This is a genomic window from Cypionkella aquatica, assembly GCF_030161095.1.
Lineage (GTDB): Bacteria > Pseudomonadota > Alphaproteobacteria > Rhodobacterales > Rhodobacteraceae > Cypionkella > Cypionkella aquatica.
This window is the reverse complement of record NZ_BSPP01000011.1, coordinates 230,427-255,717: the sequence shown is the minus strand read 5'-3', so window position 1 is coordinate 255,717 and position 25,291 is coordinate 230,427. Positions and strand designations below refer to the sequence as shown.

The 25,291-nt window shown below is 60.7% G+C and carries 26 protein-coding genes; 8 read left to right on the top strand and 18 right to left on the bottom strand.

Features of this window, described 5'->3' with window-relative positions:
* Window positions 1-55: 55 nt before the first annotated feature.
* Window positions 56-1,141 (bottom strand): PA0069 family radical SAM protein, encoded by a 1,086-nt coding sequence (locus tag QQJ98_RS16645; RefSeq protein ID WP_284326489.1) that lies wholly within the window; start codon window positions 1,139-1,141, stop codon window positions 56-58.
* A gap of 152 nt (window positions 1,142-1,293) precedes the next feature.
* Here QQJ98_RS16645 and QQJ98_RS16640 point away from each other — a divergent pair, with 152 nt between their 5' ends.
* The 3 genes from QQJ98_RS16640 to QQJ98_RS16630 all read left to right on the top strand — a co-directional run bounded on the left by QQJ98_RS16640 (window position 1,294) and on the right by QQJ98_RS16630 (window position 2,883).
* Window positions 1,294-1,989, top strand: coding sequence for a corrinoid protein (locus QQJ98_RS16640; RefSeq protein ID WP_284326488.1), 696 nt, complete (start codon window positions 1,294-1,296; stop codon window positions 1,987-1,989).
* A gap of 109 nt (window positions 1,990-2,098) precedes the next feature.
* Window positions 2,099-2,254, top strand: coding sequence for a hypothetical protein (locus QQJ98_RS16635; protein ID WP_284326487.1), 156 nt, complete (start codon window positions 2,099-2,101; stop codon window positions 2,252-2,254).
* Complete coding sequence (locus QQJ98_RS16630) at window positions 2,245-2,883, top strand: DUF1638 domain-containing protein (protein WP_284326486.1); 639 nt, start codon at window positions 2,245-2,247, stop codon at window positions 2,881-2,883. The genes QQJ98_RS16635 and QQJ98_RS16630 overlap by 10 nt, the downstream gene beginning before the upstream one ends.
* A 64-nt stretch (window positions 2,884-2,947) precedes the next feature.
* Here the strand turns inward: QQJ98_RS16630 and recN are convergent, their stop codons facing one another.
* The 14 genes from recN to QQJ98_RS16560 form a co-directional block, all read right to left on the bottom strand.
* Window positions 2,948-4,585 carry a DNA repair protein RecN gene (recN, locus tag QQJ98_RS16625; protein ID WP_284326485.1) on the bottom strand — a complete coding sequence of 546 codons (1,638 nt, stop codon included), beginning with the start codon at window positions 4,583-4,585 and terminating at the stop codon, window positions 2,948-2,950.
* Window positions 4,586-4,627: 42 nt separating this feature from the next.
* On the bottom strand, window positions 4,628-5,482 hold the full coding sequence (locus QQJ98_RS16620; protein WP_284326484.1) for an outer membrane protein assembly factor BamD: 855 nt from the start codon (window positions 5,480-5,482) through the stop codon (window positions 4,628-4,630).
* Between the two features lie 125 nt (window positions 5,483-5,607).
* The gene (gene lpxC, locus QQJ98_RS16615; RefSeq protein ID WP_284326483.1) at window positions 5,608-6,525 is read right to left on the bottom strand and encodes a UDP-3-O-acyl-N-acetylglucosamine deacetylase; all 918 of its coding nucleotides are present in this window, start codon (window positions 6,523-6,525) and stop codon (window positions 5,608-5,610) included.
* A 198-nt stretch (window positions 6,526-6,723) separates the two neighbouring features.
* Window positions 6,724-8,361 (bottom strand): cell division protein FtsZ, encoded by a 1,638-nt coding sequence (gene ftsZ / locus QQJ98_RS16610; RefSeq protein WP_284326482.1) that lies wholly within the window; start codon window positions 8,359-8,361, stop codon window positions 6,724-6,726.
* A gap of 212 nt (window positions 8,362-8,573) precedes the next feature.
* Window positions 8,574-9,908, bottom strand: a complete 1,335-nt coding sequence (ftsA, locus tag QQJ98_RS16605; RefSeq protein WP_284326481.1) for a cell division protein FtsA — start codon at window positions 9,906-9,908, stop codon at window positions 8,574-8,576.
* On the bottom strand, window positions 9,905-10,816 hold the full coding sequence (locus tag QQJ98_RS16600; RefSeq protein WP_284326480.1) for a cell division protein FtsQ/DivIB: 912 nt from the start codon (window positions 10,814-10,816) through the stop codon (window positions 9,905-9,907). Before QQJ98_RS16600 ends, ftsA begins: the two co-directional genes overlap by 4 nt.
* Entirely contained in the window at window positions 10,804-11,724 is a 921-nt protein-coding gene (locus QQJ98_RS16595) for a D-alanine--D-alanine ligase (protein WP_284326479.1), read from the bottom strand. Before QQJ98_RS16595 ends, QQJ98_RS16600 begins: the two co-directional genes overlap by 13 nt.
* A gap of 43 nt (window positions 11,725-11,767) precedes the next feature.
* Complete coding sequence (gene murB, locus QQJ98_RS16590) at window positions 11,768-12,706, bottom strand: UDP-N-acetylmuramate dehydrogenase (protein WP_284326478.1); 939 nt, start codon at window positions 12,704-12,706, stop codon at window positions 11,768-11,770.
* A gap of 31 nt (window positions 12,707-12,737) precedes the next feature.
* Window positions 12,738-12,980 carry a DUF2484 family protein gene (locus QQJ98_RS16585; RefSeq protein ID WP_284326477.1) on the bottom strand — a complete coding sequence of 81 codons (243 nt, stop codon included), beginning with the start codon at window positions 12,978-12,980 and terminating at the stop codon, window positions 12,738-12,740.
* Window positions 12,980-13,246, bottom strand: a complete 267-nt coding sequence (locus QQJ98_RS16580) for a DUF2484 family protein (RefSeq protein ID WP_284326476.1) — start codon at window positions 13,244-13,246, stop codon at window positions 12,980-12,982. The genes QQJ98_RS16585 and QQJ98_RS16580 overlap by 1 nt, the downstream gene beginning before the upstream one ends.
* Window positions 13,243-14,667, bottom strand: a complete 1,425-nt coding sequence (murC, locus tag QQJ98_RS16575) for a UDP-N-acetylmuramate--L-alanine ligase (RefSeq protein ID WP_284326475.1) — start codon at window positions 14,665-14,667, stop codon at window positions 13,243-13,245. Before murC ends, QQJ98_RS16580 begins: the two co-directional genes overlap by 4 nt.
* 8 nt (window positions 14,668-14,675) lie before the next feature.
* Entirely contained in the window at window positions 14,676-15,755 is a 1,080-nt protein-coding gene (locus QQJ98_RS16570) for a UDP-N-acetylglucosamine--N-acetylmuramyl-(pentapeptide) pyrophosphoryl-undecaprenol N-acetylglucosamine transferase (RefSeq protein WP_284326474.1), read from the bottom strand.
* Complete coding sequence (locus QQJ98_RS16565; RefSeq protein ID WP_284326473.1) at window positions 15,755-16,918, bottom strand: peptidoglycan glycosyltransferase FtsW; 1,164 nt, start codon at window positions 16,916-16,918, stop codon at window positions 15,755-15,757. The genes QQJ98_RS16570 and QQJ98_RS16565 overlap by 1 nt, the downstream gene beginning before the upstream one ends.
* 185 nt (window positions 16,919-17,103) lie before the next feature.
* Window positions 17,104-18,021, bottom strand: coding sequence for a fatty acid desaturase (locus QQJ98_RS16560; protein ID WP_284326472.1), 918 nt, complete (start codon window positions 18,019-18,021; stop codon window positions 17,104-17,106).
* Window positions 18,022-18,125: 104 nt separating this feature from the next.
* On the opposite strand from QQJ98_RS16560, the gene QQJ98_RS16555 reads away from it, so the two are divergent.
* On the top strand, window positions 18,126-18,986 hold the full coding sequence (locus QQJ98_RS16555) for a helix-turn-helix domain-containing protein (RefSeq protein WP_284326471.1): 861 nt from the start codon (window positions 18,126-18,128) through the stop codon (window positions 18,984-18,986).
* Here the strand turns inward: QQJ98_RS16555 and QQJ98_RS16550 are convergent.
* The 3 genes from QQJ98_RS16550 to QQJ98_RS16540 are packed head-to-tail and all read right to left on the bottom strand — an operon-like array spanning window position 18,980 to window position 21,048.
* A complete protein-coding gene (locus QQJ98_RS16550) occupies window positions 18,980-19,471 on the bottom strand; it encodes a lipocalin family protein (RefSeq protein ID WP_284326470.1) in 492 nt (163 codons plus the stop codon). The two genes, QQJ98_RS16555 and QQJ98_RS16550, sit on opposite strands and share 7 nt — an antisense overlap.
* Window positions 19,459-19,995 carry a hypothetical protein gene (locus tag QQJ98_RS16545; RefSeq protein WP_284326469.1) on the bottom strand — a complete coding sequence of 179 codons (537 nt, stop codon included), beginning with the start codon at window positions 19,993-19,995 and terminating at the stop codon, window positions 19,459-19,461. Before QQJ98_RS16545 ends, QQJ98_RS16550 begins: the two co-directional genes overlap by 13 nt.
* A 9-nt stretch (window positions 19,996-20,004) precedes the next feature.
* Window positions 20,005-21,048: an aldo/keto reductase gene (locus QQJ98_RS16540; protein WP_284326468.1), complete on the bottom strand. Its 1,044-nt coding sequence runs from the start codon at window positions 21,046-21,048 to the stop codon at window positions 20,005-20,007.
* A 150-nt stretch (window positions 21,049-21,198) separates the two neighbouring features.
* Between QQJ98_RS16540 and QQJ98_RS16535 the strand changes: the two genes are divergently transcribed.
* From QQJ98_RS16535 to QQJ98_RS16520, 4 genes are all read left to right on the top strand, one after another.
* Complete coding sequence (locus tag QQJ98_RS16535; protein WP_284326467.1) at window positions 21,199-21,759, top strand: YceI family protein; 561 nt, start codon at window positions 21,199-21,201, stop codon at window positions 21,757-21,759.
* A 13-nt stretch (window positions 21,760-21,772) separates the two neighbouring features.
* Window positions 21,773-22,312 carry a cytochrome b gene (locus tag QQJ98_RS16530; protein WP_284326466.1) on the top strand — a complete coding sequence of 180 codons (540 nt, stop codon included), beginning with the start codon at window positions 21,773-21,775 and terminating at the stop codon, window positions 22,310-22,312.
* A 65-nt stretch (window positions 22,313-22,377) separates the two neighbouring features.
* Complete coding sequence (metG, locus tag QQJ98_RS16525; protein WP_284326465.1) at window positions 22,378-24,096, top strand: methionine--tRNA ligase; 1,719 nt, start codon at window positions 22,378-22,380, stop codon at window positions 24,094-24,096.
* Between the two features lie 47 nt (window positions 24,097-24,143).
* Window positions 24,144-25,151, top strand: a complete 1,008-nt coding sequence (locus QQJ98_RS16520) for a GlxA family transcriptional regulator (protein WP_284326464.1) — start codon at window positions 24,144-24,146, stop codon at window positions 25,149-25,151.
* The last annotated feature ends 140 nt before the right edge of the window (window positions 25,152-25,291 follow it).

Here is a 25,291-nt window from a genome sequence, read left to right as displayed (position 1 = left end):
AATTTGAGAAATTCCGGCACGATTTCCGCGTCGGAAATCGGGTGCGTGTTCCGGTTCAGAACAACGTCATCTGATCGCCCGCCCGCGCAGGTGGCGCAAACAGATCACAGCGCATCGGCGGCAATTTCACCGCCAGCCCCAACCGATCCACTGCCACGCGAAACCGCCGCGCCATCAGATCGGCCCAAGGCCCGTCGCCGCGCATGCGTTTTCCGAAAGCGGGATCGTAGTCCATACCCCCATGCAGCTGCCGCACCCGGCCCATCACCTTGGCCGCCTGCCCCGGCACATGTTCGGCCAGCCAATCCTGAAACAGCTGCGACACCTCGCGTGGCAGCCGCAAAGCGATGTAGCTGGCCGCCGTTGCCCCGGCGTCGCGGGCTGCGGCCATGATCGGCTCTAATTCGTGGTCGGTCAGGCCGGGGATCATCGGCGAGATCATTGCCCGCACCGGAATACCCGCATCAGCCAGCCGCCGGATCACCTGCAAACGTCGCTTGGGGCTGGCGGCGCGCGGTTCCATCTTGCGCGACAGATCGGCGTCCAGAGTTGTCACCGAAATGCCGACGCGACACAGGCCCTGCGCAGCCATATCGGCCAGAAGATCAATGTCACGCTCGATCAACGTGCCTTTGGTGGTGATCGCCACCGGATGGTTGAAGGCGCGCAATACGTCCAGCACCTCACGCATCACGCCATATTCGGCCTCTATCGGTTGGTAGGGGTCGGTGTTGGTGCCGAGGGCCATCACCGCCACCTTGTAGGATTTCGCCCGCAACTCGCGCTCCAGCACCGCGCCGATGCCAGGTCGCGCGATCAGTTTGGTTTCAAAATCCAACCCCGGCGACATATTGAGAAACGCATGGCTGGGGCGGGCAAAGCAATAGATGCAGCCATGTTCGCAGCCGCGATACGGGTTGATCGAGCGGTCAAACGGCAGGTCGGGCGACGTGCTGTAGCTGATTGCAGAACGCGGCACTTCCAGACGAACTTCGGTGCGCAACACCCGGTCCTCGTGCGGCTGCCAGCCATCCTCGAACGCCTCGCGCGCGTTGCCTTCAAACCGCCCCACCGCATTGCCCAAGGCACCGCGCCCGCGAGGCCGCACCCCCGGCATGATTGTGCTGATCGGTTTCTCCATCGCGCAAAACTAGAACATATAGAGAACATATCCAAGCATTTTCGTGCCAGCCGTCGCTTTAAGTCGGCTTTCTGTTGGCGTATGTCGCTATTCGTATAGTGTCGTGCTCACTTTGGCAGCATCACACAAACAACCGCCCAAGGAGTTCCCAGATGGCCGAAGACGAAATCATCCTTGCTGATCTTTCCGACGATGAACTTGTGCTGCAAATGCACGACGATCTCTATGATGGCCTGAAGGAAGAGATCGAGGATGGCGTCAACATCCTGATCGAGCGCGGTTGGGCACCCTACGACGTGCTGACCAAGGCGCTTGTTGCGGGCATGACCATCGTGGGCGCAGACTTCCGCGACGGCATCTTGTTCGTGCCAGAAGTGCTGCTGGCCGCCAATGCGATGAAGGGTGGCATGTTCATCCTCAAACCGCTGCTGATCGCCACCGGCGCACCGCGCATGGGCAAGATGGTGATTGGCACCGTCAAGGGCGACATACATGACATCGGCAAGAACCTTGTCGGCATGATGATGGAAGGCGCAGGCTTTGAAGTGCGCGATCTGGGCATCAACAACTCGGTTGAGAAGTATCTGGAAGCGCTGGAGCAGGAAAAGCCCGATATCCTTGGCATGTCAGCGCTGCTGACCACCACGATGCCCTATATGAAAGTCGTGATCGACACGATGAAGGAAAAGGGCATGCGCGAGGACTATATCGTTCTGGTCGGCGGTGCGCCGTTGAACGAAGAATTCGGCAAGGCCATTGGCGCGGATGCCTATTGCCGCGACGCGGCTGTGGCTGTGGAAACCGCGAAAGCTTTGGTGTTGCGCAAGCACAACCAGCTGAACGCCTAACACTGCCAAATGAGCGGCTAGAACTGGCCTAATGCTAATGTGAAAGCCTCGGGGTCTTGCCCCGGGGCTTTTTAATTGCCACCTTGAGGGAAGATAAAAGGAGCATGCCATGCCGCTGCCAACCTTCCTAAGCCTGATCATCGGGGTCGTGCTTGCTGCCGGAGCCTCTGTCGCAGTGGTGCATGCCGCTGGTCTGTCATTCGTCTGGCTTGGCCTGCTGGCTTTGTGCTTTGCTTTGTTCGTGCGCACGCTGAAATGGCACTGATCGACGACGATGTGCTGACAACTGAAGGCTTGGCCCCTTCACATCAGGGACGGGTGCTGCTGATTGCCTGCGGGGCGCTGGCGCATGAGGTGCTGGCGCTGAAGCGGGCAAACCAATGGCAGCATCTGGATCTGCAATGCCTACCCGCCAATCTGCATCTTTATCCTGACCGGATCACCGAAGCTGTGGCCAAAGCAGTGGCTGCCCACCGGGCCGAGTATGACAGCATCTTCGTTTTGTATGCCGATTGCGGCACTGGCGGGCAGTTGTTGGAAAAGTGCAAAGAACTGGGCGTTGAGATGATCGAAGGCCCGCATTGTTATTCGTTTTTTGAAGGCAACGCCGCTTTCGCCGCCCACCCTGACGAGTTCACCGCCTTTTACCTCACTGATTTTCTGGTGCGGCAGTTCGATGCTTTTGTCTGGCGCCCGATGGGGTTGGACCGGCATCCGCAGTTGCGCGACATGTATTTCGGCAATTACACCAAGTTGGTGTATCAGGCGCAAACCAATGATACCGCCTTGGATGCCAAGGCCGAGGATTGCGCCCGGCGTCTGGGTCTGGCCTATGAGCGGCGGTTTACCGGCTATGGCGATCTGGCTGTGGTGATGGCGCAAGCGGCAGGCTAGAGCGATTTCTGCGCAGAAATCCGACACGCAATTCGCGCGAATTGCGGCCACGCGCGATGATGTTCTAATCCAACAACGCGCGTGCGGCGTCTCGGGCGGCCTCGGTCACGCGGTCACCAGCCAGCATCCGCGCAATTTCCTCTATACGCGCATCAGGGGCCAGCGGCACCACGGTCGACAGGGTCTGGCCCTTTGTGACACGTTTTTCCACACGCCAATGATGGCCACCCAAGGCTGCCACCTGCGGGCTATGGGTCACGACCAGCACTTGCGCTGTGCTGGCCAATGCCTTCAGCCGCCGCCCCACTGCATCGGCGGTAGCGCCGCCCACACCGCGGTCAATCTCATCGAAGATCATCGTAAGGCCGGGGGTGTTGGCAGTCAGACAAACCTTCAGCGCCAGCAAAAACCGCGACAACTCGCCGCCTGAGGCGATCTTGTTCAACGCACCCGCGGGCGCGCCCGGGTTGGTGGCGACGGTGAATTGCACCGCATCCAGCCCATCCGGCCCCGGATCGCCGTTTGAGACTGCGGTGGTGAACACCGCGCGTTCCATCTTGAGCGGCGCGAGTTCGGCGGCCATGGCCCGGTCTAGCCGAATTGCTGCAGCTTTGCGGGCTTTCGACAAAGCCATCGCCTCACGTTGATAGGCAAGTTCTGCCTCGGCCTGCGCTTTTTCCAGCTTGGTAAGCCCAGCCGCACCGCCATCAATCGCGGCAAGGCGTGCGCGGGCGTTTTCGGCGAAACTGCCGAGATCGTCGGCCAGCACGCTGTGCTTGCGCGCCATGGCCCGGATGGCGAACAGGCGTTCTTCCAGCTGTTCCAGATCACCGGGGCGGAAATCAAGGCCGCGCAGGCAGTCTTCGATGCCGTCTTGCGCTTCGCCCAATTCAACCAACACCCGGCCCAAGGCAGCAAGTGCGCCATCCAGCCGCCCCTCGGCCTTGTCAGCGGCGCCCCCCAGCCAGCGCATCGCGTCACTGATGGCGTTCTCGGCGCCCTCTCCCAAGGCTGCATGGGCACGCTGGACATCCGAGCGGATCCGCTCGGCCGCCTGCATGGCGCGGCGGCGGGTGTCCAGACTGGCTTCCTCGCCGGGTTCGGGGTTCAGCTTGTCCAACTCGGCAACGGCATGGCGCAGGAAGTCTTCCTCAACCTGCGCCCGCGTCAATGCGGTGCGGGCGGTGGTCAAAGCCTCGCGCGCCTGCGCCTGACCGCGCCAGGCGCTGCGCACCGCTGTCAGGTCAAGCCCGGCGAAGGCATCCAGCAGATTGCGATGACCGCGCGGGTTCAACAGGCCACGGTCGTCGTGCTGGCCGTGAAGTTCCACCAGCGTATCGGACAAATCGCGCAGAACTTCGGTCGAGACGCGTCGATCGTTGATATAGGCGGTCTTGCGGCCATCAGCGGTGTTGACGCGGCGCAGGATCAATTCCTCGGGGTCGTCAAAGCCCGCCTCAAGCAGCACGGCGCGGGCGGCATGGCCGGGCGGCAGATCAAATTCGGCCACCACTTCGCCCTGCGCAGCCCCTGCCCTGACCAATTCAGCCCGACCGCGCCAGCCCAACACAAAGCCCAAGGCATCGAGCAAAATCGACTTGCCCGCCCCGGTTTCCCCGGTCAGCACGTTCAGGCCCGGAGCAAATTCCAAGGTAAGCCGATCAATGATCAGCACATCGCGGATATCAAGTGTGCGCAGCATCGCTTTGCCCTATGCCAGCCGCAGCGCCGCAGCGCTGCGGGATCACAGCCATTCGCCTTTGATCGTCTGGCGGTAGATTTGCGAAAGCCAGCTGGTGCCTTTGGCCTCTGGTGCCAGACCCTGCTTTTTCAGCAAATTGAAGCTGTCCTGATAGAACGGCGAGGACTGGTAGTTATACCCCAGAATCGCCCCGGCGGTTTGCGCCTCATCGGTCAGACCTAGTGCAAGGTAGGCCTCGACCAAGCGGTGCAGAGCTTCGGCGGTATGGGTCGTCGTCTGGAAATCCTGGACAACCGAGCGGAATCGGTTGATCGCCGCAGTGTAATTGCCGCGTTTAAGGTAATAGCGCCCGATCTCCATATCCTTGGCCGCAAGATGGTCGAAGGCGAGGTCGAATTTCAGCGTCGCAGAACGCGCATATTCGCTGTCGGGATATTGCTCGATCACCACACGCAGCGCCTGCAGCGCCTGATAGGTCAGGCCCTGATCGCGGCCAACTTCGTCGACCTGATCGTAATAGGACAACGCAAGCAGGTAAGAGGCATAGGCCGCATCTTCGTCGCCGGGGTAAAAATCAAGGTAGCGCTGCGCCGCGATGCGGGCTTCTTCGTATTTTTTGTTCTTATGTTCGGTGAACGCCTGCATGATCAGCGCGCGTTTGGCCCATTCGGAATAGGGGTAAAGCTGCTCAACCGCCTGAAAATCCGCCAAAGCGTCTTCGTTCTTGCCCTTGCGGTTTTGCAACGCAAGTTCGCCGCGCTTATACAGCTGCTCGGCGGTCAGATCCGATAAAGCCTCGGTATCATTCTGCTTTTTCGCAGAGCACGCGGCCAAGCTGGCCACAAGCACCACCATACCCAGCATCCGCAGAGCTTTGCCCGACTGTCCGCCTGCCATCTTCCGCCTACCCCACTTGCCGCGCCGAAGGCCCCATAGTCGGGGCCATGTTCACCGCGCTTTCGCCTCTCGTAGCACAGAAAAATCGCAGGCGCAAAACGGCTTTCGCGCTTTCTTGGATGGTTTTAGCTGCGCAAAGGCAGATCACCCCGATGAACACCAACGCCGGGCAGCTTTCCGCCCGCAAGGCCTTCACAATCTTGCAACATCCACGCACCCGGCGTTGCGAAAAGCGCGCGCAACAGACGGTTCGTCATCGCATGACCTGCCCGCTCGCCAATGTAGCGGCCAAGGATCGGCGCGCCGGCCAAAGCCAGATCGCCCACGGCATCGAGCATCTTGTGGCGCACAGGTTCGTCAGAATGGCGCAAACCGCCCGGCGACAGCACTTCTGCGCCGTCAAACACCACGGCATTTTCCAGCGTGCCACCCAAAGCCAAGCCGCGCGCCTGCATCGCGATCACATCGGCGTTGCGGCAAAAGGTGCGGCTGTCCGACAACTCGCGCACAAACGCGCCGTTTGACATGTTCAGCACCTTGGATTGCTGGCCGATGGCCGCATCCTCAAAATCAATCTTGAAGTCGATTTCCAGCATATCCGACGGCTCCAACCGCGCAAAAGCGGCACCGTCGCGCACTTCGACGCGGCGCAGAATACGGATCGCCACCACCGGGGCTGCTTGCGCCGCGATGCCTGCGTTGAGGAAACCTTCGACAAACAGCGCCGCCGAGCCGTCCAAAATCGGCACTTCCGGCCCATCAATTTCAATCAACGCATTGTGGATCGCCGAGCCTGCAAGGGCCGCCATCACATGTTCAATGGTCGAGACCGAAGCGCCCGCTGCATTGGCGACCAACGTGCAAAGCTTTGACGGAACAACCGCATCCCAACGCGCCGGGATCATCGCATCACCAGAAACATCCGAGCGTTTGAACCAGATGCCGTGGCCCGCCGCCGCCGGATGCACCTTCATCGTGACGGCAGCACCCGAGTGCAACCCGAAGCCGGTAAAGACAGCCGTGGTTTTGAGCGTGTTTTGCAACAGACTTCTCCGAACGTTACCTCTTTGGCCATAGTTGGGGCCGCAAGATTACCTAAGTCTGATGGGGTGTTATCTCAACTCACAGTTTGTAACGGAGTGTAACAGGAAATTAACGGCATAATGCATTGATATAAAAGGCAAAAGGCCCGGACAAATCCGGGCCTGTTACCGATATATGTCAGACTGTGCCAGCCCGACTCAGTTGGCTTGACGACGCAAGAAGGCCGGAATTTCAATCCGCTCTTGATCTGCAGACAATTCTTGCTCGTCATCATAGGCGGTGACGGGCGGCTGCTGGCGCGCGGTTTGCTGACGTTCCGGCGCTTGTTCGGCACCACCACCGGCCATGCGGTTGATCAGGTTGCCGATGCCAAAGCGCGGGCGCTCGGCCGGTTTCGCCGCCGGGGCCGGGGCAGCCATCCGCTGTTGCGGTTGCTGCATCGGCTGACGCGGCGCACCAGCTTGCGACGGCGATTTCGACACGGCAGCTTGCAGGCGCGCCAAAGCCTCGGGCGATGGTGTGCCAGCCGAACGTGGGCGCGGTGCGACAAAGCTGCCCGCATCTGCATCCAACGACAACGGTGCCGGGGCTGCCGCGCGCGGTTGTTGCACCGGAGCCTGCGCTGCCGGGCGATAGGCGGGCGCTGGCATTTCTTCTTCCATCATCTCTTCAGCGTGATCATGAAAGCTGGGCTGATGCGACTGGAACAGATCTTGCGCTGGAGCTTGCTGCTGCATGACCGGAGCAGGCTGCTGCACAGGCGCGGGTGCCGGGGCAATCGCCTGACGCGGCTCTGGTGCAGGCGCGGTCGGCTTCAGCGGTTCCGCCATCGAGCGGCGGGTGGCTGGCATTTCGGCGCGGTTCTGGCCAACGTCGATACCAGTGGCGACCACGGAAACCCGCAGAGTGCCTTCCATCGAGGTGTCCAAGGTAGACCCCACGATGATATTCGCGTCAGGATCAACCTTTTCGCGGATGATATTGGCAGCTTCGTCCAGTTCAAACAGCGTCAAATCATAGCCGCCGGTGATGTTGATCAACACACCCTTGGCACCGTGCAGGCTGATTTCATCCAGCAGCGGGTTGGCGATGGCTTTCTCGGCAGCTTCCACGGCGCGGTTGTCGCCGGTGGCTTCGCCGGTGCCCATCATCGCCTTGCCCATCTCATCCATCACCGCGCGCACGTCGGCGAAGTCGAGGTTGATCAGGCCCGGGCGCACCATCAGGTCAGTGACACCCTTAACACCTTGATACAGCACGTCATCCGCCATCGCGAAAGCATCGGTGAAGGTCGTGCGTTCATTGGCAAGACGGAACAAGTTCTGGTTCGGAATGATGATCAGCGTATCGACGACTTTTTGCAGCGCGGTGATGCCGTCTTCGGCTTGCTTCATCCGCTTGTTGCCTTCAAACTGGAATGGCTTGGTGACAACGCCCACGGTCAGCACGCCCAATTCGCGCGCGGCTTGCGCGATGATCGGAGCAGCCCCAGTTCCAGTGCCGCCGCCCATACCAGCGGTGATGAAGCACATATGTGCGCCCGCCAGATGATCGACGATTTCTTCGATGGTCTCTTCTGCGGCGGCGGCACCCACGGTCGGGCGCGCCCCTGCCCCCAGACCTTCGGTGACCTTCAGGCCCATCTGGATCTTGGCGGTGGCGCGGCTTTGCTGAAGCGCTTGGGCGTCGGTGTTCGCCACGACGAACTCGACCCCCTCAAGGTTCTTGTCGATCATGTTGTTGACGGCATTGCCGCCCGCCCCACCGACGCCAAACACCGTGATGCGCGGCTTCAGTTCTTCGCGCGCCGAGGCCATGATCAGATTCAATGCCATTTTTATCCGCCTGTTCTTATACGCGGGCTTCTGCCGCCAATTTGCCTATCGGTCTGTTCCCTGCCTGTCCCGAAGCAGAGTCCGCCGAATTATCCTCGATTCTATCCACAGATAGCCAAAAGGTCACGCAAAAAACATACAGGCCCCACAAAATATGGGGCCCGTGATGCTGATATTAGCGGTATTTCGCCAATGCTACCGGATTTAGCGGATCACCAGTTGTCCTTAAACCAGCGGAAGGCACGTTTCAACGAGCGGGCGGGATAACGCTCGGTCGGAATGTCGAAGTCCCACCATTCGTCTTGGGGATGTGCTGCGAAGAGGCAAAGCCCGACGGCGCTTGAAAAGGCAGCCCCGGTTGCGGCTTGCGGCAGGCCTTGCACACGCAGTGGGCGCCCCATCCGCACGCGCTGGCCAAGGATGCGGCTGGCCAATCCATCCAGACCGGGTATCTGGCTTGCGCCACCTGTCAGCACGATCTGCTGGCTGGGCAGGCTGTCAAATCCTGCCGCGTCCAGACGCGAACGGACCTCCTCAAGAATTTCCTCGACGCGTGGGCGCATGATGCCGATCAGTTCGGTGCGCGAGATTTGGCGACGGTCTTTTTCCCAGTCGCCCGAATCGCCGCCCATTTCGATCATGTCGCGATCATCCATGCCCGTTGCATGCACGCCGCCGTGTTTGGTCTTGATGCGTTCGGCCACCACCAGCGGCACTTGCAGGCCCTTGGAAATGTCAGAGGACACATGATCGCCGCCCATCCGCACAGAATCCGCATAGATCATATGCTTTTTCATAAAGATCGAGATGCCGGTGGCACCACCGCCCATATCAATGCAGGCAGCCCCCAGTTCCTGTTCATCCTCGACCAGCGAGGAAATTCCCGACACATAGGCCGAGGACGCAATCCCGGCGAGTTCCAGATCGCAGCGCTTGATGCAGTAAAGCAGGTTCTGCACCACAGACGCATCGACCGACAGCATATGAAGATCGCAAGCCAGACGGTTACCGATCTGCCCACGCGGATCGCCAAGGCCCGATCGGTGATCCAGCGCAAAATTCACCGGTTGGGCATGCAACACTTCGCGCCCGTCGCCAAAATCCGGCACGTCGCAGGCGGCGAGCACGCGCGCCACGTCTTGCTCAGTCACAACGGAATCCTGCAGTTCCCATTCGCCGGCCAAGCCATAGCTGCGCGGCTCTGCGCCCGAGAAACAGGCGATCACATGATCAACCCGCACATTCGCCATCTTTTGCGCCGCTTGAACGGCGGTGCGAATGGCGCGCTCGGTTTCGTTCATCACCGCGATTTCGCCAAACCGCACGCCGCGCGACCGTGTGGTGGCAGCCCCAATCACCCGGAAAGATGATTGCCCAGCCATCGGCCCCACGCCATCGGCGTCGCGGTCGTCGTCGATGCCGTCAAAACGCAGCACCAGACAGGCGATTTTTGAGGTTCCGACATCCAGAATGGCCACCACACCGCGCTGCATCGCTGCGCGCCGCATGTGCCGCATTGCCCGTTGGGATTGGTAAAGGTCTGTCATAATCCGCTCTCCGTCGTCGGTGCCAGCCCTTGTGCACGGCGGACTTCGTTCATTGCGAACGGAGCCAACCGGATTGCCGGGCGGTCTTGATTTCTAAGGTCTATCGAAAGAATGTCGCGTTCCAGCAGCTTGTCGCTGGCGTTCAATGCCAGCAGGCGTTCAACCGCAGCCACCGGGTTGGCAGACGGCAGCATGATGCGCTGATCCCGGTCCAACACCAGATCCCAGCGCCGCTCGCCCACACGGATCAGGCCGCGCACGCGGTCACTGATCGGACGGGCGGTGTCAAAAATCGCCAAGGCTTCGGGCATCGCTGCATCAGCGGCCTCGCCTGCCACCAAAGGCAGATCGGCACGGTCGGCACGCGCGCTCAGGCCCGCGACACGGTGGCCTTCGGCATCAAGCAGTTGCAGGCCATCGGCCCCACGCCAGACCACAACCGGCACACGCTCGGTCAAAAGCACTTGCAACACACCCCCGGACCGCACGCGCAATTCGGCTTTGGCGACGGCGTCCAAGCTTTCGGCCTTGGCGCGCAACGCATCCATATCCAGATCAAACGAGGATTGCGGCAATTTCAGCGCCAGCTTGGCGCGCACCGCATCGGTCAGATCGCGCGAGGCACCTTCGACCGACAGCAGGCTGACGCGGAATTCCGGGCGCTGTTCAAACTTGGTTTGCAGATTTGCAAAGCCCTGCACAATCGCGGCGCGGCGGGCGTCGCTGTAAAGCACGCCAGTGGCAATCAGCGCCACCACGCCCAACGGCAGGCCCAGACGGCAGACCACGCGGAACACAGGCGTCAACCACAAGCGCTGCATGCGGTATTGCCACCGCGTCGGGGCCGGGTCGCGGCGGATGCCATTGCTTTGGGCAGGGACGGAGCGACTGCGGCCTAGCGATTGCATGAGGCGTCCTCCACCATCCAAGCGCAGAATTCGGGAAAGGAAATACCCAGATGCGCCGCCTGTTCCGGCGCAAGCGAGGTCGCGGTCATTCCCGGCTGGGTGTTGGTTTCCAGCAGGATCAGCCCAGCCAGACCGCGGCTGTCATCCCAGCGGAAATCGGTGCGGCTGACGCCACGGCAGCCCAAAGCCTGATGCGCGCGCAGGGCGTAATCAAGGCAGGCGGCGGTAATCTCGGTGGGCAGATCGGCAGGCACCACATGACGCGATCCGCCAGTTTTGTATTTCGCATCAAAGTCATACCAACCATCAGTGATGATGTCGGTGACGCAAAGCGCGCGGTCGCCCATCACGGCACAGGTCATCTCACGCCCCGGCGCATAGGTTTCCACCATCACGCGGTCGGGCATGGTTTCGGCCAAGCGCGGCGCATTGCTGCCCTCGCGGACGATATACACCCCGACCGAAGAGCCTTCGTTGTTCGGCTTCACCACATAGGGAGGCGGCAATATGTGGCTCAGGCTGACATCCTCGCGCGACGCGATCACCGATTTCAGCACTGGCAGGCCAGCCGCAGCAAACACTTCCTTGGCGCGCGCCTTGTCCATCGCAAGGGCCGAGGCCAGCACACCGGAATGGGTGTAGGGAATTTTCATCCACTCAAGCATGCCCTGCACGCAGCCATCTTCGCCCCAGCGGCCATGCAAGGCATTGAAGCAGACATCAGGTTTGAGTTCAGCCAGCCGCGCGGGCAGATCGCGGTCACAATCGACCTCGATCACAGAATATCCCGCTTCCCGCAACGCAGCCGCGCAAGCACGACCGGACGACAGTGACACTTCCCGCTCTGCGGAAGGCCCACCCATCAAAACCGCCACTTTGGAAGCCGCTTTTAAGAAGCCGCCCGCCATTTACTGCCTCATCCAGACCTTTTTCGGCCCATGATATTGTTATTCACGCGTTACGTTGACCGACCCGCATAATTTCCCACTCTAGCGTGATACCGCTCTGTTGGAAAACCCTTTTTCGCACTTCCTCGCCTAAATCTTCGAGGTCTGCGGCACTCGCCCCCCCTATATTGATCAGGAAGTTAGAGTGCATCGGCGACATTTGGGCACCGCCCAGCGTAAACCCGCGCATACCCGCATCGTCGATGACTTTCCACGCTTTCAATTCGTGGCTGTCATCGGCGCGGCCGGTGCTGGAATGGCCCACCGGATTGCGGAAGGTCGACCCTGCCGAGCGGTCTTTTGTCGGCTGGCTGGCGTCGCGCTTGGCGATCTGATCGGTCATCCGCGCCTCTAGCGCTGCAGGATCAGCGGCCTGCGCGCGGAACGTGGCCGAGACGACCACCCAACCCTCGGGCAACTGACTTTGACGGTAGGCAAGTTTGAGATCGACTGCAGGCAACTCGACCACCTCCCCCGTCCGCGTCACGCACCGCACCGAGATCAGATGATCAGCCACATAAGACCCATAGCAGCCCGCGTTCATCCGCACAGCGCCGCCGATGCTGCCCGGAATGGTGCGCAGAAACGTCAGATCCAGCCCCGCCTCTGCTGCCCGGCGCGCCACATGCGCATCAAGCGCTGCCGCCCCCGCCGTTACGGTGCCACCGTCGCAGGAAATTGCGTTGAACCCGCGCCCCAGCCGGATCACCACCGCGCGCAAACCGCCGTCGCGCACGATCAGATTGCTGCCGACCCCCATCGGAAACACCGCCACAGCCGGATCAAGGGCGGCAAGGAAATCGCACAAATCCGCCTCATCCGCAGGCTGAAACAGCCAATCCGCAGGCCCGCCAACGCGCAGCCAGGTGAGATCCGCCAGCGGACGGTTTGGCGTCAAAGTGCCGCGCACGGGCGGAAGATCAAGAGGGATAGGATGTGTCATGCCCGCCTTTTTAGGCGAATTGCGCACAGGCTCAAGCCCCAACCCGCGCCCTGACCCAGCGCCACAGATACCGCAGCGGCCAGCGCAGCACCGAACCCGCCGCCACCGCAAACACCAAGCCCCACCATGGCCCGTTCTCATAAATCAACCAGACCAGCAACGGCAGGCCCACCGCAATCAACCGATAGGCATTGCGCCAATGATAATCCTTGCTGGGCAGCATCCCGGTCACATTGGCCACCACCAACCAGATCAGGGCTGCCACCAACGACATCATTTCTGCAAATCAACTGGCAGTTCGACCGGCAATCCCAGCCCGCGCCGCGCAAAATAGATCAGTGGGCGGCGGAACATCGACAAAAACGCCAGCAGTCCAAGCCCCACCCACAGCAAGCCATGCGCCAGGCCAATCCAGATCAACAGCACCGGAGCCAGCACAATCAGCGTCATCCCCGGCACCATTTGCCGCTTCATCGGCAGCATCGCGGTGATCGTCGCTGCGATCACCCAGACACAACCCATGATCAGCGGTAAACTCATGCCGCTTTGCCGGTCAGCCGTGTCGGCAGCCCATTCGCCCAAGCCGAGATCGAGCCTGCGCCAAGGCACACCACCATATCACCCGGCTGTGCCTGTTCACGCACCAACCGCGCAAGGTCAGCTTCATCGGTGATCGCGCGGGCGTGGCGGTGGCCATGGGCGATCAGCCCCGCCACCAGATCATCGCGCGACGCGCCCGCAATCGGTTCCTCTCCCGCCGCATAGACTTCGGCGATGGCGACCACATCGGCCTCATTGAAACAGGTACAAAATTCCTCGAACAGATTGGACAGCCGCGAATAGCGGTGCGGCTGATGCACTGCAATCACCCGGCCCTTGGTCGCCTGCCGCGCGGCTTTCAAAACGGCGGCAATTTCCACCGGATGGTGGCCATAATCGTCGATAATCGTGACGCCGTTCACTTCGGCCACCTTGGTGAAGCGGCGATTGACGCCTGCGAACCCGGCCAAGGCCTCGCGGATTTCATCCTTCTTCATACCCAGATGCCGCGCGACGGCCACCGCAGACAGAGCGTTCGAGACATTGTGATCGCCCGGCATCGGCAGCACACAATTTTCAATCACCACGCCGCGCCCGTTTTCATCAAGTCCTTCGCCCTGCAAAGCCACGTCAAAATGCGCGACACCGTTGCTATAGGTCAGATTCAGCGCCCGCACATCGGCCTGCGCGTTAAAGCCAAACGTCACCACACGGCGATCTGTCACGCGACCGACCAAAGCCTGCACTTCGGGGTGATCGGTGCAGCAGACTGCCAACCCGTAAAACGGCACGTTCGACACAAAGTCATAGAAGCCTTTGCGCAGGGCATCAAACGTGCCCCAATGCTCCATATGTTCGGGGTCTATATTGGTCACAATGGCAATCGTTGCGGGCAGACGGTTGAACGAGCCATCGCTCTCGTCGGCCTCGACCACCATCCACTCACCCGCCCCGGCCCGCGCGTTTGATCCATAAGCATGGATCACGCCGCCATTGATCACGGTTGGATCAAAGCCGCCCTTGTCCAGCAAAGTCGCCACCATCGTCGTCGTCGTGGTCTTACCATGCGTGCCCGCAATGGCGATATTGCTGCGCAATCGCATCAGCTCTGCCAACATTTCAGCGCGCCGCACGACAGGAAGACCGCGACGCCGCGCTTCTTCCAACTCGGGATTGCCCTTTTTGATCGCAGAAGAAATCACCACCACAGCGGCGTCACCGATATTCTCGGCGCGCTGGCCTTCATGGAATACCGCGCCCAAAGCCACCAAGCGATCAGTGATCTTGCTGGCCTTCGCGTCCGAGCCCTGCACCGCAAAGCCTTGCGTCATCAGCACTTCGGCGATGCCCGACATGCCAATGCCGCCGATGCCCACAAAGTGGATCGGCCCCAGTTCCATCGGAAGTTTCGTCGCGTTCATCTCAATCCCTAACTGGCCAAAGCCTCGACCAAAGCCACCAACCGTTCCGTCGCATCTGGTCTCCCCTGCGCCTGCGCGCGACGCGCCATCTGCTCGGCCGCCTGTGGATCATCCAGAACTGCGGCGATTTGCGTCCAAAGTGTTGCAGCGTCAAGCTGATCCTCGCGGATCAAAATAGCTGCCCCAGCGTCAACCAAGCCGCGCGCATTGGCGGTTTGATGATCGCCCGTAGCGGCGGCAAAGGGAATCAGGATCGAGGGCCGCCCGATCACCGAGATATCCGCCACTGACGACGCGCCCGAGCGTGAAATCACCAATTGCGCCTCTGACAGCCTGCGCGGGATGTCGCTGAAAAACGGCTCGACCTCGGCGCGCACACCAACCTCGCCATAGGCCGCGATCACAGCACCCATATCCTCGGCCCGCGCCTGATGCGCCACCCGCAAATGCCGCCGCAAACTTTCGGGCAAAGCCGCCACTGCCGCAGGCACCACCTGCGACAAAATCCGCGCGCCCTGAGAGCCCCCAATCACCAGCAGCTCCATCGGGTAATCGCCCGGCGCGATATAGCCCGCACCCGCGCGCTCTAACACCGAGGCCCGCACCGGATTGCCAGTATGAATCCCCGTCACCCCGGCAGGCAAAGTGGTCGGCCAAGTGCCGCAAGCGACCTTATCCACCCGGCTTGCGAACAGGCTATTCACCCGCCCCAACACGCCGTTTTGCTCATGGATCATCCGTGGCCTGCGCAAAATCCAAGCAGAGGCCAGCGCCGGGATTGAAGGATAGCCGCCGAAACCCACCACCACATCGGGGCGATCGCGCAAGCTGGACAACAAAGCGCCAAAGACACCGCCCGCGATCTTGAACGGCACGGCAAGCTTGGCCAAAACCCCACCACGCGCAAACGTGGCGGAGGAAAGCTGCACGATCTCAACCGCTTGCGGGAAGCCCCCGGCATAGCGCGCCCCACGCGCATCAGTGGATAATTTCACCCGCCAGCCCTTGGCGATCATCGCCTCGGCCAAAGCCTGCGCGGGGAACATATGCCCGCCAGTGCCGCCCGCTGCGATCAACAGCAATGGCATCAGCGCCCCCGCCGGAAAATATCAGACATCTGCCCCTGCGGACGCGAGCGCGTCATTGCAAGCAGCATCCCGACTGTGATCCCTGCAGCAATCACCGAAGACCCGCCATAAGACACAAACGGCAAGGTCATCCCCTTGGCGGGCAGCAAGCGCACCGCCACCCCCATATTGATCATGGCTTGCACGCCAAAAATACAGGCCAGTCCCGTACCCGCCAGCCGGGTGAACGGATCACGCTCGCGCGTCAGCCGGATCAGGCTGCGCACCACCACGGTTGCGTAAAGCGCGATGATCACCAGCACCAGAACCAGACCGTATTCTTCCGCCGCCACCGCAATGATAAAATCGGTATGGGCATCGGGCAAAGTCCATTTCACCTGCCCCTCACCGACGCCGACGCCAAAGAAACCGCCCTCTTGAATGGCGCTGGTGGCATAGCCCATCTGGCTGCGTGGATCGACATCGGCGTTCATAAACCCGTCAATGCGGCGTGCAAAATGCTCGGACGAATGATAGGCCGCAAAGCCCCCCACGCCCGTCAGCCCAACCACAGACACAATCAAGATCATCGGCGCGCCTGAGACGAAATAGATCACGCCCCAGCCAAACAACACCAGCATCGCCTGGCCGAAATCCGGCTGAAACGCCAAAAACATCACGACAGTCACGGTCAGCGCAAATGAGATAAACTTACCCGGCGGGCCGTTGATGTCCTGCGCCGAGGCCGTCAGCCAAGCAATCACGATCATGAAACCGGGCTTCAGAAACTCGGACGGCTGCACCGAGGCAAAGCCAAAGCTGAACCAACGAATTGCGCCCTTGCCGAAATCTGTGCCGAAAATTGGCAACATCATCAACGCAAAGAACGACACTGCAAAGCCCAGCACGCCCAACCGCCGCACCATCGCAGGCGACATCATCGAAACGCCAAAGATCGCAAGCAACGCCATGCCACCGAAAAATGCCTGCCGGGTGACGTAATAATAGGGGTCCAGACCATTGCGCTCGGCCAGCGGCACCGAGGCCGCAAGCCCCAGCAGCAACCCGATGGCAAACAGCACCAACACCGCCGTCAGCGACCATTTGTCAATCGTCCGCCACCAGCGGGGAATCACCGGTTCCGATACCCGCGAGGGCATCGAGCCATAGACCATCTCAGTCATGGAAAATCCGCCTGTTTTGCCGTCTGCTCTGCCGATACCGGGTCGCCCCGGTCACGCCGGGTTGTCCCGGTCTGGGGTTCAGACTAGCCAAAACGAATCACAAAGGCCAGCAGAAACACAAGCGCGCGAATCACTTCTGTGGCGATTCTTTGCTGCATTGCAGCACTTGTCGGCAAAGACTGGCGCTAAAGCTGATCCTGCGCGCTTTCCTCGCGCCGCATCGGCCAGACCGGATGCGGCACCGGGTCTTTTGCGCGCCAGAAATACTGCCGGATCACCTGCGGGTAGCTGCGATAGACGTAGGCCTCATTGCGCCGCAGGTAATGCTCGCGTCGGCTGCGATACAGTGCGGGCAATTCGTACCACGGCACATTCGGGTGCATGTGATGCACAACGTGGAAATTATTGTTCAAAAACAGATAGCTGAGCGGCCCACGATCCTCCACCACAACGGTGCGTGCCCGAAACGCCTCATGCGCGCGGTGCTCCAGAAAGGTGCGGATTTTCAGCAAGGCCGTGCCAAAATAGCATGCCAGCAGATAGGCCCAAACCGGCATCCCCGCCCAAGCGAGCCAAGCCAAGACCGGCAAAAGCCCCAGCAGATGCAGCCCCCAAGCCAGCCAAACCCGCCGCCGCCCTTGCCGTAAAAACGCAACTTCATCCCGCAGAAAAATGAACGTGCCCAAAGCCGGCCCGATCAAAACGCGCCCCGCAAGTGTGTTGTTAAACCGCAGCAATCCGCGCATCACCGATGAGGTCCGGGCCCAAACATCGGGATCCAGATAGTTGCTTTCGGGATCATCGTAAGGATCGGTCAGCGCCGGATCGAAATGGTGCTGCAAATGCGTGTCCTTAAAGCGCAGATAGGGAACCCACGGCATAAGCGCCGGAAACACCAAAGCCTCATTCAGGATCTGATGGCGAAAAGGATGCCCGTGCAAAACCTCGTGCTGCAACGACGAGAATTGCGCCACAGCAATCCCCACCAACAACACCGACAAGATGCCTGAAATCCCCCAGACCCAGCCCCCAATCCCCAAAACCGCATAACTGCCCAGCAGCATCAGCACAGTCGGGGCCTCAAATCGGCGCTTTTGGGTCATGAAATCCTCTTACGGGGGTTGGGATTTTTATAGCACTTGCCAAATGCGTGCGGAACTCAGAACATCCGCAGCATAATCCCACCATTGCAGATATAAATCACCTAATGCCCTCTTTTATCGACAAACGTGATCGCGCCCCATTGTTTCGCGAGCGGCTTGCCCAGGCGATGGCGCAAAACGGCATCAGTCAGGCGGCGCTTGCGCGTAAAACCGGGGCTGATCGCTCGACAATTTCGGCCCTTCTTGGGGCAGGAACCCGTTTACCAAACGCGCAATTGACCGCCGATTGCGCGATGGCGTTGGGGGTGTCTTGCGATTGGCTGCTGGGCCTGTCGCGCCGCCCCGAACCGATTGACGAGTTGCTTGCCGCGTCAGTGACGCTTGCCGAGGCCCCGCGCGCGCTGTTTGATCAGGAAATGATCGGCTGGCACCATGCCGCCGCAGGCTATAAAATTCGCCATGTCCCCGCCAGCCTGCCCGATATGCTGAAGACGCCCGAGGTGGTGGCGTGGGAATATGCCGATCATCTGGGCCGATCCGCAGATCAGGCTATTGTGGCGTTTCAGGATCAGCTGGCTTGGATGAAAACCGCGCAATCGGATTATGAGATTGCGATGCCCATGCACGAAATATCGAACTTTGCCCGAGGCTTAGGCTATTGGTCAGGATTGCCGCTTTCGGCCCGGCACGCCCAGATGGATCATCTGATAGCGATTTGCGATACGCTGTATCCGTCGCTGCGGATGTATCTTTTTGATGCGCATCGGGTTTATTCCAGCCCGGTTACGGTGTTCGGCCCGCATCTGGCGGCGGTTTATCTGGGCCGCCATTACATCGTGTTCCGCGACCCAGCGCGGGTGCAATCCATTTTGCAACATTTCGACGGATTGGTGCGCGCAGCGCCGTTCAGTGCGCGCGCCGTGCGCGATCATCTGGCACGCTTGCAGCGCGCGATGGATCAGTAAACCGTCAGCCGCCGCAGATCATAACCGTTCCACTCCAGCACATCTTTCGCTGCGCGCAGCCGGTCCGGCGGGAAGCCGCCACGGTTTAGGATAAAGCCCAACCGCCCATTCGGCGTGCCAATCACCAAGGTGCGATAGTCGGCATCAGCCCACAAAATCCACCACGGCCCCGGTTGATCCGGCACATCAAACCGCCCGACAATCTGCGACGGCATCAGCCCCTGCCCGGCCATTTTCACCCCGGATTCGCACAGCTGGTAGCGAATTTGCAGCCCCGATGCAGCGTTGGAAATCTCTGCACCGCCCGGCTTGCAGCCCTCGCCGCCAAAAGCAGCCACCTGCGTCCAACTCCCAACCAAGCGGCTGTGATCCATCACCGCGTTGGAATAAATCGGCGCATCCGGCGCGCGATAGCGCCCGACCGCGACGGTTTTTGGCGCCGAGGCGCAAGCCGCCAGCAACAAAAGCACGATCAATCGATACATAAGGTCACCATAGCGCCATCATTCTGCAAAATTTCATTACATCCGAACAAAGGGGTGATCGGCGCACAAGTGTTTGATCTGGCGAGGCAACTTCCCTCGCAGTCGCTTTGTTTGCGGCAAGATTTGCCTGCATCCCGCAGCATCCGCACGCAAGTCATGCCGCCTGACTTACCCGCAACCGACCATCTGCCGCCCGATTTGACGCAGGCCTGCTCTTGGGGCGAAAGCACCGGCGCCGCAGCTGCGTCCTCAGACGGTGGCACGGCGGGCAGAGTCTCCTCTGCCTTGGCAGTTTCTACGTTCGCAGCGTCTGGCAGCACCGCCTCTGGCTTGGGCGGCTCCAGTTTGGCCGGCTCCGCAGGCCCGCCACCCACTTCCGGTTTTACCGCCGTTTGGGCCTCCAGCGAAGTCACCTCAATCGCGTCGCCAGTGATCGGATTGGACGGGCTGGCAGGCGTTGCCACCTTGCCGCCCCCCAAAGTGCAGCCCGCCAGAACCAGCGCCAGTATCAGGCCAAATCGCATCACGGCCCCTTAATACGGCATCGGATGCGCACGGTGGGCGGCTTCAATCTCAGCCAAAACCTCGGCGTCCAGCACCAGATCAGCGGCACCCAAGGCGAGTTCAAGCTGCTCCAGATTGGTGGCTCCGATGATCGGAATGCAGGGGTGCGGACGAGTCATGCAGAAGGCAATCGCCATTTGCGCCGGGTTCAACCCGTGTCGAGCCGCGATGCCAAGATAGGCCGCAACCGCCGGAAACACCTGCGGCGTCACCCGCCCGGACAGCGTCGGATTAAGCGCGCGGCGCGAACCTTCAGGGATCACATCGCCCGCGTATTTGCCCGTCAAAAGCCCGGTCGCCAGTGGTGAGAACGCCAACAACGGCATGTCTTCCAGCGCTGAAAGCTCGGCCCAATCGCTGTCAAACTGCCGACACAGCAACGAATATTCGTTCTGCACCGTCATCATGCGCGGCAGACCATGCTTTTCGGCCAAAGCAAGCCAACGCGCGGCGCCCCAGACTGATTCATTGGAAAGTGCTATGTGGCGGATCTTGCCCTCTGCGATCAAATCGGCAGATACTTGAAGTATTTCAAACATATGTGCCTCAATGCTCAACTTGTCGCCGCCGCGCGGGTCAAAGTGCCAAATGTCGCGAAAGTGATAGGCGGCGCGATTGGGCCAATGCAGTTGGTAAAGGTCGATGTAGTCCGTCTGCAAGCGCCGAAGCGAGTCCTCGACCGCCGCGCGCATTACCGCCCCTGTCAGTGGCGCACCACCGCGCACCGCATCTTGACCTTCACCCGTGACTTTGGTGGCCAGCACCAACTCATCGCGCCCGCCACGTGCGGCAAGCCAGGTGCCGATGATCTCTTCGGTGCGCCCCACGGTTTCAGCGCGCACTGGGTTGACCGGATACATCTCGGCGGTGTCCCAGAAATTCACGCCTTGCGCGCGCGCCCTGTCCATCTGGGCGTGGCCCTCGGCTTCCGAGTTCTGACTGCCCCAGGTCATCGTGCCCAAGCATATCGCCGAGACAGAAAGCCCGGTCTGCCCCAATCGCACCTGCCGCATCGCACCCTCCTGTTTTGGCCAGACTAGGCGGCGCGCCCCGACAAGGAAAGCCCCTGCAGGCAAGCCCACCCGAGTGAAGTCCAGTCTCACACGAATGTGCGCGGATTGCCGGGGTTCGGTGCTACACTGCGGCAGGATAAGGAGTTTTTCATGCGCCACCTGCTGATGCTGCTGACCCTCTGCGCAGGCCCAGTCTGGGCCGCCCCTGCAAGCTACAGCCTGCAACCCGAGGCTTCGGTGGTGGGGTTTGAGACAGATTTCGGCAGTGACAAGATCACCGGGCAGATGCCGATCACCCGCGCCGATCTGACGCTGGATTTCAAGAATGTCAGCGCAAGCCGCGTGGCGGTGACGCTGGATGCCGCCCATGCTGACGCCTCGTTCCCGTTCGCAGCGCAGGCGATGAAGGGGCCGAAAGTGCTGGATTCAAAAGATTTTCCGCAGATCAGTTTTGTAAGCACCTCTGTCAAATCCAAGGGCGACGGTGCCGAGGTCACAGGCAAGGTCACCATTCGCGGCGTCACCAAGCCGATGGTGATGCAGGCGATGATCTGGCGGCAGAAGGGCACCGAGGCTGGTGATCTCAGCCACCTGACAATCCGGCTGACCGGGGCGGTGAATCGCTCGGATTTCGGGGCGGTCGGCTGGTCGGATATGGTCGGCGATCAGGTGCGGCTGGATATCTTGGCGCGCATCGTGCGGGCTGAATAGGGCATCTGCACAGATGTGGCGCAACACCCCCACCGCTTTTGGCCTGACGACGCGCCTGCTGCATTGGCTGATGGCCGGGCTGATCGTGGCGCTGCTGGTGCTTGGCACGGTGCTGGTGCGGATTCAACCTGATCTTTCCACGCTTTGGCTTTATGGCCTGCACAAGACTCTGGGGCTTTGCGCGCTCGTCCTCGCCTTTGCACGGCTGGTCTGGCATCGTATCAGCCCCCCGCCCGCGCCGACTGGCCCGCCAAATCAATGGGCCAACCGCGCCGCCCGTGCCGCCCATGTCGCACTTTACCTGCTGATGCTGGCGATTCCGCTGTCGGGCTGGATCGCCAGTTCTGCCACGGGCCTTGATGTGGTGATCTTTGGCCAGATCACCCTGCCCGCCATAGCGCCTACATCGGAAGCCCTTGAAAATGCAGGCTTTGCCGCGCATAGCGTGCTGACCAAACTGCTGATGGCACTGCTGCTGACACATATCGCTGGTGCCACCCTGCGCGGGCTGAAACACGACGGCACCCTGCGCCGTATCACAAAAGGCTCATAATCGGCGTCTAGCCCTTGCCTGCGCCATACGTTAAACGGGGCGCAACTGACGGGAAAGGGCATATCATGGCACGGATTCTGATCACATCGGCCATTCCTTATATCAATGGCATCAAGCACTTAGGCAATCTGGTGGGCAGCCAACTGCCCGCCGACCTGTTCGCGCGCTATAACCGTGCCCGCGGGCATGAGGTGATGTTCATCTGCGCAACCGATGAACATGGCACGCCCGCCGAACTCGCCGCCGCCAAAGCAGGCAAGCCAGTGGCCGAATATTGCGCCGAAATGCACGAGGTTCAGGCCGAGATTGCCAAGGGCTTCCGGCTGTCCTTTGACCACTTCGGGCGGTCCTCCAGCCAGCGCAACCATGCGCTTACCCAGCATTTTGCAGGGCGTCTGGCCGATGCAGGCCTGATCCGCGAGGTTGAGGAACAACAGGTTTACTCGGTCGACGACGGCCGCTTTCTGCCCGACCGCTATATTGAAGGCACCTGCCCGAATTGCGGCTACGACTCTGCGCGCGGCGATCAATGCGACAACTGCACCAAGCAGTTGGACCCGACCGATCTGATCAACCCACATTCCACCATTTCCGGCTCGACCAATCTGGAAGTGCGCACCACCAAGCATCTTTATCTGCGCCAACGCTCCTTGCGCGACAAGCTAGAGGCTTGGATTGACAGCAAGAAAGACTGGCCGATCCTGACCACCTCGATTGCCAAGAAATGGCTGAACGATGGTGACGGCCTGCAAGACCGCGGGATCACCCGCGATTTGCACTGGGGCATCCCGGTGAAAAAGGGCGATCAGATCTGGCCCGGCATGGAAGGCAAAGTCTTCTACGTCTGGTTCGACGCCCCCATCGAATACATCGCCTGCACTGCCGAATGGGCCGACGCACAGGGCTTGCCCGATGCCGCGTGGCAGCGCTGGTGGCGCACCGATATGGGTGCTTCGGACGTGACCTATTATCAGTTCATGGGCAAAGACAACGTGCCCTTCCACACGCTGTCATTCCCCGCGACCATTCTGGGGTCGGGCGAGCCGTGGAAGCTGGTCGATTACCTCAAGTCCTTCAATTACCTGAATTATGATGGCGGCCAGTTCAGCACCTCGCGCGGGCGCGGCGTGTTCATGGATCAGGCGTTGTCGATCCTGCCGTCGGATTACTGGCGCTGGTGGCTGCTAAGCCACGCCCCGGAATCGGCGGATAGCGAGTTTACGTGGGAGAATTTCCAGGTCTCGGTGAACAAAGACCTCGCCGATGTGTTGGGCAACCTTGTCAGCCGCGTCACCAAATTCTGCGTGTCGAAATTTGGCAACACCGTGCCAAGCGCCGGTGAAATGGGCGAGCAAGAGGCCCGGTTGATCGAAGAGCTTGGCCAGCGCATCAAGGATTACGCCGCTTGCATGGAGGCGATGGAGGTCCGCAAGGCCAGCGCCGAGTTGCGTGCAATCTGGGTGATCGGCAACGAATATCTGCAAGCCGCAGCGCCGTGGAGCGTGGTGAAAACCGACCCCGAGCGCGCGCAGGCGATGATCCGCCTCAGCCTGAACCTGATCCGGGTCTATGCGATCTTGTCGGCCCCCTTCATCCCCGATGCGGCAGCCACGATGATGGCGGCGATCGGGTCGGATGATTGGACATGGCCAGATGACATTGCCGGTGCGATGACGGCACTGCCCGCAGGCCATGCGTTCAGCGTGCCCGAGAACCTGTTCCGCAAGATCACCGATGAAGAGCGCGCCGATTGGCAGCAAAAATTCGCCGGTATCCGCAGCTGATGTCGTCCGCGCCCAACTCTGCTATACTTGGTCCAGAGGGGGCAACCATGTCAGACGCGCAAAAATTCGTCGCCAAAGGCTCGGCGCATGTCACGCTGTCGGGCCGGATCGAGCCGCTGGACGTGGCCTTCGTGCTGCTGCCGAAATTCACCATGCTGGCGTTTTCATCGGCGATTGAACCTTTGCGCATGGCCAACCAGCTGGCGCAGCAGGTGCTGTTTCGCTGGACGGTGTTATCCGAGGATGGCGCGGCGGTGGCCTGTTCCAATGGCGTGCCGATCATGGTGGATGGCGCTTGGCCACAGGCGAAACCCGAAGGCATGGTGCTGGTCTGCTCGGGCGTGGAACCCGAAGGCAAAGCCTCAGCTGCCTTGGGCGACTGGCTGCGGTCTTTGTGGCGGCGCGGTCGCGTGGTCGGCGGCCTGTGCACCGGGGCTTATGCTTTGGCGCAGGCAGGCATCCTCAAGGGCCACCGCTTTACCTTGCATTGGGACAATATAGCAGCCTTCGCCGAAATCCATCCCGAGATGCTGCCCGCCCGGCAGGTGTTCTGCATTGATGACCGGGTGATGACCTGCGCCGGTGGCGTTGCCGCCGCCGATCTGATGCTCAAACTGATCAACGACCGCTTCGGCGCCACCTTGGGGCAAGAGGTGATGAATATGTGCCTGCTGACCCAGCGCAGGCAGGAAGAAGATTTGCAAACCACCTCGCTGGCTGCCCGGCTTGGCACAAGGCACGACAAACTGTTGCAAGCCGCCGCCTTTATGGAGGCGCATATCGAAGAAGATTTCGACCTTGATGCCTGCGCTGCGCATCTGGCGCTGTCGCGTCGCCAGATAGAGCGGCTGTTCAGTCGCTATCTGAACATCACCCCAGTGCGCTATATGAACGATCTGCGGCTGGCGCGCGGGCGGTCTTTGCTGGCCGAAACCGATATGAAGGTCACGGAAGTGGCGGTGGCCTGCGGCTATGCCTCGACCTCGCATTTCTCAAAGTCATTCCGCAAGAAATACGGAAGCTCGCCCTATCGGTTCTCGCATTTCGGCGGCTGAGCATGGCTGGATTTGCCTTGCGCCATAGAGCCTCCGGCGGAGATATTTGGGCCAGTATGAAAGCCTGACGTCTTTTCACAATTGTCCAAATACTCTGGGGTCAAAATATTCTGGGGTCAAAATAGCCTGAGGCGGGCCCG

Excerpts from the sequence above, each read along its gene's own strand:
- QQJ98_RS16645 (WP_284326489.1), bottom strand. The coding sequence starts at position 1,141 with ATGGAGAAACCGATCAGCACAATCATGCCGGGGGTGCGGCCTCGCGGG.
- QQJ98_RS16640 (WP_284326488.1), top strand. The coding sequence starts at position 1,294 with ATGGCCGAAGACGAAATCATCCTTGCTGATCTTTCCGACGATGAACTT.
- QQJ98_RS16635 (WP_284326487.1), top strand. The coding sequence starts at position 2,099 with ATGCCGCTGCCAACCTTCCTAAGCCTGATCATCGGGGTCGTGCTTGCT.
- QQJ98_RS16630 (WP_284326486.1), top strand. The coding sequence starts at position 2,245 with ATGGCACTGATCGACGACGATGTGCTGACAACTGAAGGCTTGGCCCCT.
- recN (WP_284326485.1), bottom strand. The coding sequence starts at position 4,585 with ATGCTGCGCACACTTGATATCCGCGATGTGCTGATCATTGATCGGCTT.
- QQJ98_RS16620 (WP_284326484.1), bottom strand. The coding sequence starts at position 5,482 with ATGGCAGGCGGACAGTCGGGCAAAGCTCTGCGGATGCTGGGTATGGTG.
- ftsZ (WP_284326482.1), bottom strand. The coding sequence starts at position 8,361 with ATGGCATTGAATCTGATCATGGCCTCGGCGCGCGAAGAACTGAAGCCG.
- ftsA (WP_284326481.1), bottom strand. The coding sequence starts at position 9,908 with ATGACAGACCTTTACCAATCCCAACGGGCAATGCGGCACATGCGGCGC.
- QQJ98_RS16600 (WP_284326480.1), bottom strand. The coding sequence starts at position 10,816 with ATGCAATCGCTAGGCCGCAGTCGCTCCGTCCCTGCCCAAAGCAATGGC.
- QQJ98_RS16595 (WP_284326479.1), bottom strand. The coding sequence starts at position 11,724 with ATGGCGGGCGGCTTCTTAAAAGCGGCTTCCAAAGTGGCGGTTTTGATG.
- murB (WP_284326478.1), bottom strand. The coding sequence starts at position 12,706 with ATGACACATCCTATCCCTCTTGATCTTCCGCCCGTGCGCGGCACTTTG.
- QQJ98_RS16585 (WP_284326477.1), bottom strand. The coding sequence starts at position 12,980 with ATGTCGTTGGTGGCAGCCCTGATCTGGTTGGTGGTGGCCAATGTGACC.
- QQJ98_RS16580 (WP_284326476.1), bottom strand. The coding sequence starts at position 13,246 with ATGAGTTTACCGCTGATCATGGGTTGTGTCTGGGTGATCGCAGCGACG.
- murC (WP_284326475.1), bottom strand. The coding sequence starts at position 14,667 with ATGAACGCGACGAAACTTCCGATGGAACTGGGGCCGATCCACTTTGTG.
- QQJ98_RS16570 (WP_284326474.1), bottom strand. The coding sequence starts at position 15,755 with ATGCCATTGCTGTTGATCGCAGCGGGCGGCACTGGCGGGCATATGTTC.
- QQJ98_RS16565 (WP_284326473.1), bottom strand. The coding sequence starts at position 16,918 with ATGACTGAGATGGTCTATGGCTCGATGCCCTCGCGGGTATCGGAACCG.
- QQJ98_RS16560 (WP_284326472.1), bottom strand. The coding sequence starts at position 18,021 with ATGACCCAAAAGCGCCGATTTGAGGCCCCGACTGTGCTGATGCTGCTG.
- QQJ98_RS16555 (WP_284326471.1), top strand. The coding sequence starts at position 18,126 with ATGCCCTCTTTTATCGACAAACGTGATCGCGCCCCATTGTTTCGCGAG.
- QQJ98_RS16550 (WP_284326470.1), bottom strand. The coding sequence starts at position 19,471 with ATGTATCGATTGATCGTGCTTTTGTTGCTGGCGGCTTGCGCCTCGGCG.
- QQJ98_RS16545 (WP_284326469.1), bottom strand. The coding sequence starts at position 19,995 with ATGCGATTTGGCCTGATACTGGCGCTGGTTCTGGCGGGCTGCACTTTG.
- QQJ98_RS16540 (WP_284326468.1), bottom strand. The coding sequence starts at position 21,048 with ATGCGGCAGGTGCGATTGGGGCAGACCGGGCTTTCTGTCTCGGCGATA.
- QQJ98_RS16535 (WP_284326467.1), top strand. The coding sequence starts at position 21,199 with ATGCGCCACCTGCTGATGCTGCTGACCCTCTGCGCAGGCCCAGTCTGG.
- QQJ98_RS16530 (WP_284326466.1), top strand. The coding sequence starts at position 21,773 with ATGTGGCGCAACACCCCCACCGCTTTTGGCCTGACGACGCGCCTGCTG.
- metG (WP_284326465.1), top strand. The coding sequence starts at position 22,378 with ATGGCACGGATTCTGATCACATCGGCCATTCCTTATATCAATGGCATC.
- QQJ98_RS16520 (WP_284326464.1), top strand. The coding sequence starts at position 24,144 with ATGTCAGACGCGCAAAAATTCGTCGCCAAAGGCTCGGCGCATGTCACG.